Below are 13713 nucleotides of genomic sequence, written 5' to 3' on the forward strand. Positions count from 1 at the left end.
CCCACTGGACCTGGATCACCTACGTCCCCCGGGTCTGGTGACCAGAACGACAAGAGCCGTGTAACGGGCGACTGTTAAGCACGGTTCTGTGAGGGCCGGGGGCTGCGATGCCCCCGGCTACTCGGCGTCGATCATCTGCCGGTGGCAGTAACCATCCGGCTGCCCGCCCCGGCCCTCCAGCCAGGCCGGCACCGGCAACGACTCACGCACCGCCGCCCACTCCGCGTCCGTCATATCCGAGGCGTAGGCCCGTTCCCGGTCGGGATGGTCGGCCGCGTTCCCGAACCGGTGAGCGAGACAATCGCACGCCGAGAAGCCCGAGTTGAACTCCACCGGCGATACCACGTAAGACTGTGACAACAGGGCCTCCTGGACCGCTCTTGGCTTCAACAACCCCGAGCTACTCAGGAGGCCCTGCCTTCATGCACACCACCGGCCGAGATCACTCGACCAAGCACCTTGTTCGATCAGATCGCCCTCATGATCGATAGAAATACGGCTTCTAAGCTTGGTCTTTAACCTGCGGCGGCGTGGTGGGCTTCGAGTGTGAGTTCGCGTTTCACGGTCTTGCCGACGTCATGACGGGGTGCGACGTGGCGGTTCTTCGAACCGGGTGGGCGTCCGGGGCCGGGGCGGGAGGGTTTCGGCACACTCGCCGGACGGGCTGCCTTCTCGCGGAGGTGGCGAAACCCTCTGCGGACCCGGGAGGGCGTCAACTTGTTCGCCGACAGCGGTCGTTCCCAGGGGCGGCGCAGGTCGGCCGCGAGGGGGCGGGCGAGGCGGAGCTGGGTGTGGGCGGCGATGATCAGCCAGGTCCACAGGTCGGCGGTGTCGGGGTTGCGGAACTTCGGGGCCGTCCAGCCGAGGGTTTGCTTGAGCAGCCGAAACGTGTGTTCAAGATCGAATCTTCGGAGGAACGCCTGCCAGATCCGGTCGACGCGCGCGAGGTCGGTACCGGTGCGTGAGGACCACAGCCACAGCGGCTTGGCGTCCCGTTCCCCGGGCAGGTGCTCGACCTGCAGTCGGATCAAGGTGCCGTGCAGTACGGGGAGTTCGCCCTCGTGGTCCAGCCAGGGGCCGCGATGGGTCAGGCGCGGGTGCATCCGGTCCCAGGCTCTGGCTTCGGCCTTCCCGTAGCGGGTGGTCTCGCAGGCGGTGACCTGGTCGGGGGCGTGCCAGCTGTCGGGCTTGGCCAGGGTGAGGACGCCGCCGTGGCGTCGGGGGCGTCCGCCTCTGGGGCCGGAGCGGGGCTCGCCGGCGTCCCGGCACAGCACCCGGTCCGAGCGCAGGCGGACAATCAACTCAACGGGCAGGTCGGTGAGTTCGTGGGCAAGTCGGGCACCGTCGTAGCCGGAGTCCATCACGATCGCGATGTCGGGATCGTCGGTGTGCCAGTGCCCGGCGTCGATGATCCGGGTGACGACGTCGCGCAGTTGAGCGGCGGTGACGGCGGTGGCGTCGTCGGCGGGCCCCAGCCGCACCGCGTCCAGCAGCGCGCACCACGAGGTACGGCCGCGTTCCAGGGCGGCGACGAAGGAGTAGGGCCAGCCGGGGATGACCTGGTCGTGGTTGCGGCCGCGTCCGTGGACGTGGCAGAACAGGCGCTGGTCGCTGGTGGGTGCGTCGGATCGCAGCCAGTTCGAGACGTCGACCGCGAGGGTGATCCGGCCGTCGCCGGTCCGGGGCAGCGGCAGCGAGGCCAGCAGGCGACGCAGCCGGCGCGGTTCCATCCAGCCGCGGTCCAGCGCCTGGTACATCGCCCCGTGTCCGCGCCGGTGCTCGGCCGCCAGGGACAGCTCGACGAGGGACTTCACCGGTCCGTCCGCGCACAGCACCGCGTCCGCCAGCTCGAAGAGCGCGTCCGCTCGGGTGTACAGGCAGTCGTAGAACTCGATCCGGAACCGGGACAACACGGACAGTGGGTCGACGGCGGGGACGGTATCCGGGAGACTCATGACAGCGGCCGCCTCTCACGCTCTGTTACTCGACATCTCAAAGCGTGAGCGACGGCCGCGTCCGCTGTCCCGCGAACAGCAAATCTCAGCAGGCCAGAACGGCGGCGAGGTTAAAGGCCAAGCTAAGGAAGTCGGGGGGATGCCTGGATGCGTTGCCTCCCGGGGCGGGAAGCAACGCATCCTGGGCGTCACAGCGGAGCCGGTGCCTCACATGGCTGGTTGCCCGACTGCGGCATGGCGGTGCGCGGCCGCCGCCTTGGCGACGGCTGCTTTTCGCTGCTCCAACGTGGGTGGCTTGCACTTGAAGTACACGGTGAGTGCCGCGAGCGCTCCCAGGGCCGACCCGAAAATGAAGCCCTGGGTCCAGTGGAAGTGGGCACTGCCATATAGGGTGCCCGTCATGATGAGCGCGGCCACGCCGCCGGCGAAGCTACCGCCGAGGGCCTTCCAGGCATAGATGGAACCGTAGTTGACGGCGTTGTTGTTCTCGCCGTAGTAGTCGGCCACGGCTGCCGCCGTCATCGGGAAGCACGCCCCCGACAGGCCGCCGGAGATGACAGCGCATACGGCGAAGAGGACTCCTTGGTGGTTGAGTCCGGCCACGAGGGCCAACATCTGGAAGATGACGTTCAGCGAGTAGGCCCAGGCCATGGTGCGTCTGCGCCCGATGTACTCGGAGAGCCACCCGTAGAAGGGACGAAAGCCGCCGTCGGCCAGTGAGAAGCCCGCTGCACCCGCCACCACGACGACCGTGCCCAAGTGCATTTCCACACCGAACCCGTAGTAGTACGCCACACCGAACAGCGAGCATCCGATGTACAGCGCGTACTGGATACCGAGCCATTTGGCCTGGGGCGTGTACCACATCTGCCGCAGGGTGTAGTGGTCGTGGGCCGGCGGGTTGCTGAGCAGATCGCGGGCTGTGCGCTTGTTCTTGGCCCAATTGAGCGGGTCGACGTCTGCCGGCCACCAGCTCTTGGGGGGATCCTTCATGAGCAGGCCGGCGACGAAGATTCCGACGGTCATGATGATCCCCTGGACGAGGATGAAGTTCCGGACTGTCGGCGGGGAGAGGGTACCCACTCCCGCGCCGGTGCTGATTCCTCCGATGACGAGGATGAACGGGACCGACCCGTAGGCCCAGCCTCCGTTGACGAACCCCGTCCGCCACCCCTTTTTCTCCGGGTACCACTTGGCGACGATGTTGATGGCGCTGGAGTACACCATCCCGGAGCCGATCCCGCCGAGCACGGCGTAGCCGAGGTAGGCCTCCCAGATCTTCGTAGAGTAGGCGGTGAGGCTATAGGCGAGGATGCCACAGACGACCCCGCCCACGATCACCGCGAACTTCACCGGCAATACGCCCTTGGAGCGCAGCATCCCGGTGCCGATTTGGACGAGCGACTCGAAGACCACGAAGCAGGAGAACAGCCAGAAGACCGGTGCCTCTCCCCAGTGGTGCGCCGAGGCGAGCGAGCCGCTGAGCGCACCCCAGGTGTACTCAACCAGCCCGGACAAACACATGGCGAACCACGCCGCCATGATGACTACCCACCTCGGATAGCCGAGGAGTTGTTTGGGAGTTTCGCCGACACGGAAGATGCGCCCGGTCTCGTTGACGATCTCCGTGTAGGTGGGGGAGCCCGATGAGGTTAGTGCCACGTCCTCTCCTTCGCACTTTGGCCTCGTCCGTCTTAGCCATCGCACGGTCCGAGACTGTCCAGGTGTGCCTGTCGTGGCTGAGCTGCCGGGGCGCGGCCCGACCAGCGTGATTGCGGCCGAAGCACCCAAGAGCCCATTGCATACAGTATTACGTAGGCAGTATTCTGTTCACTTGAACGGACGCCGTCTAGAGGTTGCGCAGATGTTTCCTTCCGGTGTTCGGAGACTCCACGGTCGGCCGGCGGGCGCAAACCCCGCACTGAGACTCGAGGTTGAAAATGCTCACTGTGCGTCACGGCCTCGCGAGCGATGGGGCGATGGACTGGAGCAGGTGCCAATGGTCAGTCATCTCCTCCCCACAGGCCGTCAGTTCGCTCCACTGGCAGCCACGCAGGCCGGCTCTCGTCGACTTGTGGTGGAGTGGCAACTGAGGTCACTAGCCGATGATGGAGACTGTTCACCAGTGGTGAATTCCGCCGGGAGATAGGGAAGTTGAACCTGAGGCACAGCATGGGGCGAACCGGCATATGTTACGATAAACCGTTGTCATCACACTGCGCTCCTTTGCGATTGTGCGGATAGAGCTGCCTCGCGGGCCGCGATGCGGTCGCTGATCTTGATGCCCTGGGCGACCTCGGGAGCCGGGTGGTCGGGGCCGGGCGGGTGGAAGAGGTAGCAGTTCTTGTCGTTGTAGGCGATGCCCTCGATGAGCCCGGTCCGCCGCCAGATCTTCACGGTGTTCTCGCTGACGCCGATCGCGTCGGCGTACTCGGCGAACGTCAGCAGCCCTCGGCCGCGCAGGCGGTCGTAGCGGTGGACGAGGCCGTAGCTGTCGCGGATGTCGCGGACGAGCAGTTCGGTGAAGGGCTGGCCCTTGCCGCTGGTCAGTCCGCGTTCGTTGAGGATCGTCGCGGCCTGCCGGTGGGTGTGGTGATCGAGCAACTCGTCGATGAGGGCGACAGTGTCGGGGTGAGTCTGCCAGGACTTGCCGCCGGAGAGCGGGATCGGGATGGTCAGCGTGTGGTGCTGGCCGCCGTTCAGCCGCACCTGCGCGGTGATCTCGGTGGTGCGGGTCAAGGTAACGTCGGTGATGAGGAGGCGGGCGATGCGTTTGCGTTCCCGCATCGGGGTGGCCGGGTCGGACCACAGCGAGTGGACGTCGGCGGCGAGGGTGGTCAGCCGGTCCCGGACGGCCCTGTCCACCGGGGCGGCTTCGGCCTTGGCCCGTTCGTATGTCTCCTTCGCCGCGGCGATCTCGCGCAGGGCGTGGTTCCAGTCGGCTTCCAGGGCGTCGGCGACGAGCCGGTTGTCGGGGTCGACGGCGAGATAGCGGCGCCGGGCCAGGTCCGCGCGGTGCTGGGCGCGCTGGACATGGGTGGCCCGCAGCCGGTCGGCCTCGGCGGCCTGGGCAGTGATCTGGTCGCTGACCTTCAGCGCGGCGTCGATCGCGAGCGGGGTGAGGGTGGCGAGGACCAGGCGGGTGACGGCCTGGTCGATGCTCTTGCCGGGCAGGCGTTCGCAGACCCGGGTGCCGTCCTGGATCGCGGCGGTCATGCACCGGTAGTCGGGGAAGATCTCGTTTCTGTACTGGCGGTAGCCGACCGTCATACGGCGCCCGCACTTTCCGCAGATCACCATGCCCTGCAGCAGGGCCGGGCCCTCGCGCGGCGGTCCGGCCTTGCGGTCCTCGCCCTGGCTGGCGGCGTTGCCGGCCAGCGTGAGGCCGTTGGCCTCCCACTGCTCGAGCGTCACATAGCCCTCGTGGTGATCAGGGATCAGGGCCGTCCACTGCTCGCGCGGCACCTCGGCCCAGGCGGCCTTGCCCTGGGGGGTGGTCATTCCGCGTCGGCGTCCGTAGACGAACGCCCCGGCGAAACAGGGGTTGTGCAGCAGCGAGAGCACCCGCCAGTGCTTCAGCGGCCCCCAGACCAGCTCGCCCTTGTGTTCGCCGGTGCGGATCCGGGCGGGGAAGGTCAGCTTGTCGGCGGCGAAGGCGATGACGACCTGGCGGGCCGAGCCGGTCGTCTCGAAGAGGTCGAAGACCCGCTGGACGGCCGCCCGCACCGCGGTGTCAGGGTCCTTGACCACACGGTCGGCGGCGTCATAGACATAGCCGACCGGCAGCGCCTGCTTCAGCTCCCCTCTCCGGGCCTTGGACAGCTGTCCGCCTCGCAACCTGGCCTTGAGCACGTGGAGTTCGGCCTCGGACATAGTGCCCTTCAGGCCGAGGACGAGGCGGTCGTTGAAGGAGCGGGGATCGTAGAGACCGTCCTCGTCCAGGATCAGGGTGCCGGACAGACCGCAGATCTCCAGCAACCGATGCCAGTCGGTATTGTTCCGCGCCAGGCGCGAGACCTCCAGACCCAGCACGATGCCCGCCCGCCCCAGCGAGACCTCCGAGACCAGACGCTGGAAGCCGTCCCGGCCCACCGCCGAGGCCCCCGACTGCCCCTGATCCGAATCGATCACGGTGATCTGGGACTCGTCCCAGCCCAGCGCGACGGCACGGCCGCGAAGCGCGTACTGCCGGGCGGTCGACTCGGTGTTGTTCACGACCTGCTTCAGCGAGGACTGCCGCACATACAGATAGGCACCCCGGCGAAGATGATCAGCCGTGACCTTGCCTGCCCCGGACGGCTCTGCACTCATGACGCACTCCCTGACGGACCCCATACTCCCGGTGACGGTGACGGTGACGGTGACGGTGACGGTGACGGTGACGGTGACGGGCTCAGGGCGGCTGGAGCCGTCCGAGGACCAGGCCGGCCAGCACGTGCACGAGCTGATCGGCGACCTCGCCATCCACGACAACAGCCTGACCAGGCATTTCATCTGTTGCCCGGGGCGGCGGGACGAGGGCGGCCACGGCCTCGCTCCAGGCGGCCATGCCCGAGCGGACCAGCACCGCCCAGCCGTGCCGCCATCCCGCTCCACGCCCTTCGAAGACCGCGGCCCGCAACTCTTCGTATCGGTCCGCAGCGCCCATGCCGGCCGGGAGTGGATCAACCGCGGGCGCGTATGTTCTCCTCCTGGCTGCGAGCCTCGCGCCTGCGGGCCAACGCCCGCTCGATCGACCGCGGATGCACCACCACGTCGAACTCCTCGGCCACCGCCGCGGCCAGCGCAGGCGCCTTGAGCCCCGGCTCGGCCCGAAGCAGCATCTCGACGTGCGTCATCACCGGCTCGGTCAGTTTCCTGGGCCCCTTCGGTCCCGGCTTGCCCGGCACCAGCCCGGCCGGGCCCTGCGCGTCCAGCGCGGCGGCGATCGCATAGAAACTCTGCCGGCAGAACCCGAACATCCGTGTCGCCTGGGACACCGGCACGTCGTCGACCCGCACCCGGCGCACCATCTCGTACTTGACCTGCACCAAGTCGTGCGGATCGAGGAAGGCCGACGTCCTGAACGCCTCGTCGGCCACTGCCTCGGGCCGGGGATTCAGCGTCCGCGACTCCCGCAGCACCCGCAGCTTTTCCGCATTGCCCGCTACTGCTGTCATGATCGCCTCCCTCCTGGATCCCTGTCACCAGGATTCGGGCGCCCCCGAGCGCTGACAAGACCTCTCCCCGCACCCGCAGGAGCACAAGCAGCAGCTCAGCGCAGACATCGCACCGCCGCACGCCCCCAAGCGCCCCGGCGAGCGCCCGCATCAGCGGCACGAACCCCGCGACACTCACGGCGTGATCTCCCCGACAGTGCCGCGATTCGACCCGCGCAACCGGTCGACGAGCGCGGCCAGCTCCACAAGATCCTCCGTCCGGAACGGACAGGAGCCCTCGGCCGCCACCACGAACGCATCCACCGGAGCCTCCGACGTCCACTCCGTCGGGATCCTGGACCGGCCACCTACCTCGTCGAAGTAATAGACCCTGTCCCCCCGCCAGCACTGACGGCGCTCGATGAACTCCAACTCCCTCCGAACAGCGGGTGGAACGGGTGCGTCACCCTCACCCCGCCTTCGTCTCCAGAGTCCGGAACCTGAGCAGTCGACGGATCACGCCAACGCTGCTGCCGAGAGCTTCTTCGGCCTGCTGAAAGCGGAGATCGGCACCGCCGTCTGGGAAAGCCGCGAAGCGGCCCGTGCCGACGTCTTCCGCTTCATCGAGGTCGAGTACAACCGCACCAGGCTCCGCAGACACCCCGAGTTCGGGTACCTCACCCCACTCGAAACCCGAGCCAGGCTGCAACAAGACCTCACCCCCGCAGCGTAAGCACCCGCTGTCCAAGATCAGGGGGGAACTTCACCCCGAGCAGGGCGTGGCCGTTACCGCAGCACTGACCGCCGACTGGCCCTGGCCGCAGGCGTGCACGGCCTGGCGGTCGACGACCAGGGCCATCTGCTGCTCACGACCACGGACGGCGTCCTGCGCGTCGACCCGGCCACCGGCCACAGCGCTTGGACCGCTGCACCGCCCTTGTGTCACGGCCCCGCCCTCAGCGGCCCCGACGGCAGCATCCAGTGCTCGCAGAAGCCGCTGCTGCGCTTCCGGGGCAATGACGTCGAGGTCATCGGCGGCGGCTTTATCTGCTGCTCGGCCCGGCCGGGCAGGCGTGGGTGTTCTCCAGCCAAGACCCGCGCCCCCCGGGCGGATACGGCGGCCACACCCTCACCCGGCTCGGCAACGCCCTCCACGACAGCACCTCCTTCGAGGTCGACTTCGCCGGCCAGGTCCACCAGGCCACCCTCACGCCTCGGGGCGTCCTCTACCTCGCCGGCGGCGGCGCCAGCGTCACCACCGATCTCACCCAGCAACTGCACTGCCCCGAGGACCGGTGGGCCGAATTTGCCCCCCTCATGCGGCCGGAGCGTCGTGAAGCCCCGGAATCCCAGTTCTGTCCCCGGCCAATGCGGGGGCAGATCACGGCACGGGGACCCGGCAAAGAGCCAACCGGTCAGCGGGCTCTGCGTGAGGAGCGGGGCCGATCGGGGCTGGTCGGCTCCATGCAGCGGGACTGGACGTGCTCGTAGATCATCGTGGTCTGCACGTCGGCGACTTCGCGGCGTTCGGTGAGGCGGTCGATGACGAAGGCGTACACGCTGTCCACGTCCGGGACAGCGATGTGGATGAGGAAGTCGTGAGCGCCCGAGGTGACGAACAGGCCGATCACCTCGGGCAGTCGCGCCGCCCACTCTCGGAACCCCTCGATGACTGGGCGGGCCGGAGGCCGGATGCGCACCAAGATGAGCGCTTGGACGGGTCGGCCGGCGGCGTCGAGGTCCAGGGCCGCGTGGTAGCCGGTGATGACGCCCCGCTCGCGGAGCAGCCTGACGCGTTCCAGTGAGGTCGAGGGGGAGACCCCGGTCTTGGCCGCCAGGTCGCGGTTGGTCTGCCGTGCATCGTTCTGCAGTTCCCGCAGCAGGGCCCAGTCCAGCGCATCAAGTTCCATGAGATCCACCGTACGCCGGATGAAGTTCGGCAAGCAGTGAACTGTGTCGGATTCCTGCCTAGTCTCGCCGGTCATGGATGCGCGAAAGAACGGCCCGGCCTTCGGCGCGGGTCTGGTACTGGCGGCGGCGGTGCTGTGGGGCACGGTCGGCCCTGCTCAGGTCCTGGCGGCCAGCCCCATGACGCCGGCGGCCCTCGGCGGGTGGCGGCTGCTCGTGGGCGGGCTGGTCCTCGGGGCGCTCACCGCATGCCGCCCGAAGAAGCTCCGGGCTCTCGCCGCGGGCACGGTCCTGCGCCCGCTGCTGGTCTGCGCGGTCTCGACGGCCGTCTACCAGGCGGCCTTCCTCTCCTCGGTGTCGCGGACCGGGGCGGCTCTGACCACGGTGATCGCCCTGGGCACCGCACCCGCGGCGACCGGCGTGTGCGCCCGATGGGTCACCGGTGAGCGCATCGGCGCCGCCTGGATGGCCAGCACCGTCGCGGCCGTCGCCGGCTGCGCCCTGCTGCTGACACCGGGCAGCGGAGCCCGTGTGGATCCGCTTGGCCTGCTCCTGGCAGCGGCCGCAGGCACCTGCTACGGCCTGTACACCGTCTTCGCCAAGCAGCTGGCCGCCGCCAACCGCGCCGCCGACCTGCCCACGCTCTCCGCGCTCTCCCTGCTGCTGGGCTCGCTCCCCCTGCTGCCCTGGATGATCACCGACAGCACCCCCCTGCGCGACGGCGCCACCCTCGCCCTGATCGCCTGGCTCGGCGTGGCCACCACCGCCGCCGCGTACTGGCTGTTCACCGCGGGTCTCAGCCGAGTGCGGGCGACCACGGCCGGGACGCTCAGCCTCGCCGAGCCCCTGGCCGCGGCCCTGATCGGCGTACTACTCCTCCACGAGCACCTCTCGCCCTCGGCGTGGGCCGGCTGCGCACTGATCCTCGCCGGAATGATCACCACGTGCCTGCCCACGATGCCTCACAGTCGCTCCTCCGCACGAGCGACGGAGTTTCCGCCCGATCGCCGCATCACGTTCGCCGAGGGCCCCGCAAGCGCCTCCCATGGCGAACGAGATGCGGAGACATCACCTGAATCCCACACATCTGCCTAGCATTGACGGATCTGACCGCATGAGTAAAGAGGATTGCCATGTCTGTGGTGAACGCGCCGAGCGCGGCGGCGGTGGGCTTCGCGCCCGAGGAGGTGGACTTCAGCCTGTCCACCCGCCAGGCCCGGCTGAAGTGGGTCGTGATCGTCAACGCCGACCTACCTCCCGGCCGGGCCGCCAACGCCGCCATCTGCGCCGCCGCCCCCACGGTGGCCGCGGTCCCCGGCCTGCTGGGCACCGACGCCCCCGACGCGGAAGGCACCGTGCACCCGGGCCTGCCCTGGACGGGCTGCTCGGTTCTCATCGCCGACTCCGCCACGCTGCGCACCATCCGCGCCAAGGCGGCCTCCCGCACCGACACCTTCGTCGCCGACGTGCCCGCCGCCGCCCAGAGCACCCGCGTCTACAGCGACTTCATCGCAGCCGTGGGCAAGACCCAGACCGAGGACATCGACTACTGCGCGATCAGCATCGTCGGCCCCCGCAACCCGGTCGACAAGATCGTCGGCAAGCTCCCCCTCATGCCCTGACCATCAGCGAGGACCGCCATGTCTCACACCTCCCCGCCCAGCATCAGCTGCTACCTGCTCGACCGGATCGCCGCACTCGGCGTGCGGCACGTCTTCGGTGTCCCCGGCGACTACAACCTCACCTTCCTCGACGCGATCGAGGCACACCCGCAGCTGCGGTGGGTCGGCAACGCCAACGAGCTCAACGCCTACATGGCCGACGGCTACGCGCGAGTGAACGGCTTCGCCGTCCTCGTCACCACCTACGGCGTCGGCGAACTGTCGGCGATCAACGGCATCGCCGGCGCCTACGCCGAGAACGTCCCCGTGCTGCACATCGCCGGGACACCCACTACCGACATCCAGCGCCGCGGCCTACCTGTCCACCACAGCCTGCTGGACGGCGACCACCGGCACTTCGTGCGCGCCGCCCGCGAGGTCACCCACGCGGCGGCGAGCCTGGGCGCGGCCGACGCGGCCGAGGCCATCGACCGCGTGATCGCCGCCGTCCTCACCGAGAAGAAACCCGGATATCTCGCGCTGCCCTCCGACCTCGTCCACCGGCCCTGCCCGGCACCGGCCAACCCCACCACGCCGCCCGCCCCACGTGACAGCACCCCGGCACGAGCATTCGCCGACAGCGCTGCCCGGCTGCTGCGGGACGCACGCACGGTGACCGTGCTCGTCGACGCCCTGGCCCAGCGGCACGGCGCCGGAGAGCGGCTGGACGAGCTCATCCGCAAGGGGCAGCTCGCTGCGGCGGTGACCACCAGCGGTAAGGGGGTCCTGGACGAGTCCGCCGACACCTTCGCCGGCCTGTACATCGGCAGCATCTCCGCGCCCGAGGTCCGCGCGGCGGTGGAGGAGGCGGACGTGGTCATCGGCGTCGGCCTCGTCGAACACGACCTCAACACCGGCGGCTTCACCACCCGCATCGACCCGGCCCGGCTGATCGGCATCCAACCCTCGTACACGACCGTCGGACCGCTACGCATTGACCATCTGACGATGGACCAGGCACTGGACGAGCTCCGCGGCCTCGTGGCACCCGCCCAGGCCCCATCCCCCACCCCGGTCACCATCCCGGCGCCACAGCCCACCGACCCAGCCACGCCGCTCACCCAAGACCTGCTCTGGCAACGCATCGGGGACTTCCTCAAGCCCGGCGACATCATCGCCGCCGACCAGGGCACACCCTTCTACGGCCTGCTTGGCCAGCGCCTCCCGTCCGGCGTCGAGATCATCGCCCAGCCCGGCTGGTCCTCCATCGGCTACGCCCTGCCTGCGATCGCCGGCGCCCAACTCGCCGCCGAACTGCGCCGCCGCGGCATCCTGCTCATCGGCGACGGCGCAGCACAACTGTCAATCCAGGAGATCGGCATCCTCGCCCGCGAGAACCTCGACCCGATCATCGTCCTCGTCAACAACGACGGCTACACGGTCGAACGCGCCATCAACGGACCGAACGCCACCTACAACGACATCCCCCGCTGAAACTGGCAGGCCATCCCGGCCGCCCTCGGCGCCGACGCCGTCACCACCCAGGCCCGCACGCTCGGCGAACTCGACCAGGCCCTGGCCCAGCTCGCCGAGCACGACGGCCGACTTCGCCTCCTGGAAGTGATCCTCGATCGGCACGACCTCCCACGGGTCCTGGACGAGACGGCAAAGGCGGTCGCCCGGCGCAACGCGACCACCTCCTCCGGTGTCTCATGAGAAGCCGTGTCGCCCCGCATCGCCCGGCAATGGATCGAGAAACACGAAGCGGTGAGGAGCGATACCGCTGCTCAGCCGCATTTCGGTGTTGCTTCCCCGAGATAAGAGAGTATAATTACTAGAGACGGTAAGGGGAGCGGCAACTCTCCCGGACCGGCAGCTCCAACCCACCACCCGCGGGGCAGTCGGCCCAACCGGCCGCCCCGCCGACCCAGAGGGAGTCACATCTGCCCGAGGTCACCGCGCACATCGCCGCTCACGCGAGCGAAGGCGACCTCGACCGCATCATCGCCGTGGTCAAGGAGCGCCGGAAGACCCTGGCCACCATGGCCGCCACAGCTGTCACCGTCGGCGCCACCGTCGAGGTGGTCACCATCAACCCCGCCGCCTACAAGGGCAAGCGCGGCACGGTCACGGCCACAACGCCGCCTCCATCACGTTCGACGCCGAGTCGACCAAGGAACTGCGCTGGGCCGGGAGCCGGAGGATCAACGTTCTGGACGGCGTGACGAAGTGGACCCCCAACGCAGGGTTCCCCCTCACCTGCCTGCGCATCGTCGGCTGACAGACACTCAGCGTCCCCGCCGGGCCCGGCAAAGCCCGGCGGGGACAACCCTCGCCACACCGCCGGCACCACGGCGCCAGCCCCCGCCGGCCTCCAACCCACCAGGAAGGCACCAGCATGTCCCAGGCCACCGCCGAGCAGACCGCCAAGGCACCCCCGCGCACTTCAGCGCCAGCCACCGCGAGCTCACCGACGCCCTGAACCTCGCCGCCCTCGCCGCCCCGCCCCGGCCCCCCGTCCCGACCATGGGCGGCATCGTGGTCCACGCCCAGGGACGGGGTGTGACGCTGAGCGCGTACGACTACGAAGTCGCAGTGTCGGTGTCCCTCCTGCGGACGCGGGTGCGACCGGGCGCAGCGTGCTGGACTACATGATTGAGTCCGAAGTCTGGGCTGGTCAGTGGTCGTAGGCGATCAGTGATCGTTTGCTGGCTGCGCCGGTTTTGGAGTTGCGCCAGATCGCGGCGGCCGTGGCAAGGACCAGGACATAGGCGTCAAGTGGGGCTCGGGACGTGGTGGCGCGGACCTGTTGCCTTCGATTACTCGCCGACGTATATTTGTAGACGAATAACCGAGGCAGCACCGCGGGCTCGGGAAGGAGGCGACCGCCGATGGCCGCGAAGCGCAAGGTCGACAACCTGATGGCCCTGTCGGTGCTCGCCACGGTCATGCAGCGGCCGATGCACCGCTACGAGATCGCCTCCCTGATCCGGGCCCATGGCAAGGACCAGGACATGGGTGTCAAGTGGGGCTCGCTCTACACGGTCGTCCAGAACCTGGCCAAGCACGGCTTCCTTGAGATCGTCGGCACGGACCGCCAAGGCGCGCGTC

Annotated in this window: 16 protein-coding genes; 6 read left to right on the forward strand and 10 right to left on the reverse strand. The window is 68.8% G+C overall.

All coding sequences use genetic code 11. The annotated features are described in order from the left end of the window. Positions 1-117: 117 nt before the first annotated feature. From FCI23_RS50355 to FCI23_RS50390, 7 genes are all read right to left on the reverse strand, one after another. Positions 118-360, reverse strand: coding sequence for a transposase (locus FCI23_RS50355; RefSeq protein ID WP_246144826.1), 243 nt, complete (start codon positions 358-360; stop codon positions 118-120). 155 nt (positions 361-515) lie between these two features. Continuing rightward, entirely contained in the window at positions 516-1955 is a 1440-nt protein-coding gene (locus FCI23_RS50360) for an NF041680 family putative transposase (RefSeq protein ID WP_136730679.1), read from the reverse strand. A 207-nt stretch (positions 1956-2162) separates the two neighbouring features. Continuing rightward, positions 2163-3617, reverse strand: coding sequence for an OFA family MFS transporter (locus FCI23_RS50365; protein WP_136730680.1), 1455 nt, complete (start codon positions 3615-3617; stop codon positions 2163-2165). A 549-nt stretch (positions 3618-4166) separates the two neighbouring features. Beyond that, the gene (locus tag FCI23_RS50370; RefSeq protein ID WP_136730681.1) at positions 4167-6266 is read right to left on the reverse strand and encodes a recombinase family protein; all 2100 of its coding nucleotides are present in this window, start codon (positions 6264-6266) and stop codon (positions 4167-4169) included. Between the two features lie 82 nt (positions 6267-6348). Beyond that, positions 6349-6603 carry a hypothetical protein gene (locus FCI23_RS50380; protein WP_136730682.1) on the reverse strand — a complete coding sequence of 85 codons (255 nt, stop codon included), beginning with the start codon at positions 6601-6603 and terminating at the stop codon, positions 6349-6351. 16 nt (positions 6604-6619) lie between these two features. Then, positions 6620-7114: a helix-turn-helix domain-containing protein gene (locus FCI23_RS50385; protein ID WP_136730683.1), complete on the reverse strand. Its 495-nt coding sequence runs from the start codon at positions 7112-7114 to the stop codon at positions 6620-6622. Positions 7115-7288: 174 nt separating this feature from the next. Beyond that, a complete protein-coding gene (locus FCI23_RS50390) occupies positions 7289-7525 on the reverse strand; it encodes a DUF5372 family protein (protein WP_211265830.1) in 237 nt (78 codons plus the stop codon). Between FCI23_RS50390 and FCI23_RS62810 the strand changes: the two genes are divergently transcribed. Further along, the gene (locus FCI23_RS62810) at positions 7515-7826 is read left to right on the forward strand and encodes an IS3 family transposase (protein WP_211265831.1); all 312 of its coding nucleotides are present in this window, start codon (positions 7515-7517) and stop codon (positions 7824-7826) included. The two genes, FCI23_RS50390 and FCI23_RS62810, sit on opposite strands and share 11 nt — an antisense overlap. Positions 7827-7856: 30 nt before the next feature. Here the strand turns inward: FCI23_RS62810 and FCI23_RS57700 are convergent, their stop codons facing one another. The 3 genes from FCI23_RS57700 to FCI23_RS50405 form a co-directional block, all read right to left on the reverse strand. Then, positions 7857-8006 carry a hypothetical protein gene (locus tag FCI23_RS57700; protein ID WP_169317376.1) on the reverse strand — a complete coding sequence of 50 codons (150 nt, stop codon included), beginning with the start codon at positions 8004-8006 and terminating at the stop codon, positions 7857-7859. Positions 8007-8035: 29 nt separating this feature from the next. Next, positions 8036-8374, reverse strand: a complete 339-nt coding sequence (locus FCI23_RS50400; protein ID WP_136730684.1) for a hypothetical protein — start codon at positions 8372-8374, stop codon at positions 8036-8038. 134 nt (positions 8375-8508) lie between these two features. Beyond that, a complete protein-coding gene (locus FCI23_RS50405) occupies positions 8509-9003 on the reverse strand; it encodes an Lrp/AsnC family transcriptional regulator (protein ID WP_136730685.1) in 495 nt (164 codons plus the stop codon). 73 nt (positions 9004-9076) lie between these two features. Here FCI23_RS50405 and FCI23_RS50410 point away from each other — a divergent pair, with 73 nt between their 5' ends. The 5 genes from FCI23_RS50410 to FCI23_RS50430 form a co-directional block, all read left to right on the forward strand. After that, positions 9077-10096 (forward strand): DMT family transporter, encoded by a 1020-nt coding sequence (locus FCI23_RS50410; RefSeq protein WP_136730686.1) that lies wholly within the window; start codon positions 9077-9079, stop codon positions 10094-10096. 38 nt (positions 10097-10134) lie between these two features. Continuing rightward, entirely contained in the window at positions 10135-10623 is a 489-nt protein-coding gene (locus FCI23_RS50415) for a DUF2000 domain-containing protein (protein ID WP_136730687.1), read from the forward strand. Positions 10624-10641: 18 nt separating this feature from the next. Then, positions 10642-12096 carry an alpha-keto acid decarboxylase family protein gene (locus tag FCI23_RS50420; RefSeq protein WP_211265832.1) on the forward strand — a complete coding sequence of 485 codons (1455 nt, stop codon included), beginning with the start codon at positions 10642-10644 and terminating at the stop codon, positions 12094-12096. A gap of 548 nt (positions 12097-12644) precedes the next feature. Then, a complete protein-coding gene (locus FCI23_RS50425) occupies positions 12645-12827 on the forward strand; it encodes a hypothetical protein (RefSeq protein WP_136730688.1) in 183 nt (60 codons plus the stop codon). A gap of 666 nt (positions 12828-13493) precedes the next feature. Next, the coding region (locus tag FCI23_RS50430) for a PadR family transcriptional regulator (protein WP_211265833.1) at positions 13494-13713 on the forward strand (220 nt) is incomplete at its 3' end.

Origin of the sequence: Actinacidiphila oryziradicis (assembly GCF_005047355.1) — a bacterium.
Classification (GTDB): Bacteria; Actinomycetota; Actinomycetes; order Streptomycetales; family Streptomycetaceae; genus Actinacidiphila; species Actinacidiphila oryziradicis.

Coding starts and splice junctions, on each gene's coding strand:
- FCI23_RS50420 (WP_211265832.1), top strand. CDS start 10,642: ATGTCTCACACCTCCCCGCCCAGCATCAGCTGCTACCTGCTCGACCGG.
- FCI23_RS50410 (WP_136730686.1), top strand. CDS start 9,077: ATGGATGCGCGAAAGAACGGCCCGGCCTTCGGCGCGGGTCTGGTACTG.
- FCI23_RS50415 (WP_136730687.1), top strand. CDS start 10,135: ATGTCTGTGGTGAACGCGCCGAGCGCGGCGGCGGTGGGCTTCGCGCCC.
- FCI23_RS50380 (WP_136730682.1), bottom strand. CDS start 6,603: ATGGGCGCTGCGGACCGATACGAAGAGTTGCGGGCCGCGGTCTTCGAA.
- FCI23_RS50385 (WP_136730683.1), bottom strand. CDS start 7,114: ATGACAGCAGTAGCGGGCAATGCGGAAAAGCTGCGGGTGCTGCGGGAG.
- FCI23_RS50425 (WP_136730688.1), top strand. CDS start 12,645: ATGGCCGCCACAGCTGTCACCGTCGGCGCCACCGTCGAGGTGGTCACC.
- FCI23_RS50370 (WP_136730681.1), bottom strand. CDS start 6,266: ATGAGTGCAGAGCCGTCCGGGGCAGGCAAGGTCACGGCTGATCATCTT.
- FCI23_RS50405 (WP_136730685.1), bottom strand. CDS start 9,003: ATGGAACTTGATGCGCTGGACTGGGCCCTGCTGCGGGAACTGCAGAAC.
- FCI23_RS62810 (WP_211265831.1), top strand. CDS start 7,515: ATGAACTCCAACTCCCTCCGAACAGCGGGTGGAACGGGTGCGTCACCC.
- FCI23_RS50360 (WP_136730679.1), bottom strand. CDS start 1,955: ATGAGTCTCCCGGATACCGTCCCCGCCGTCGACCCACTGTCCGTGTTG.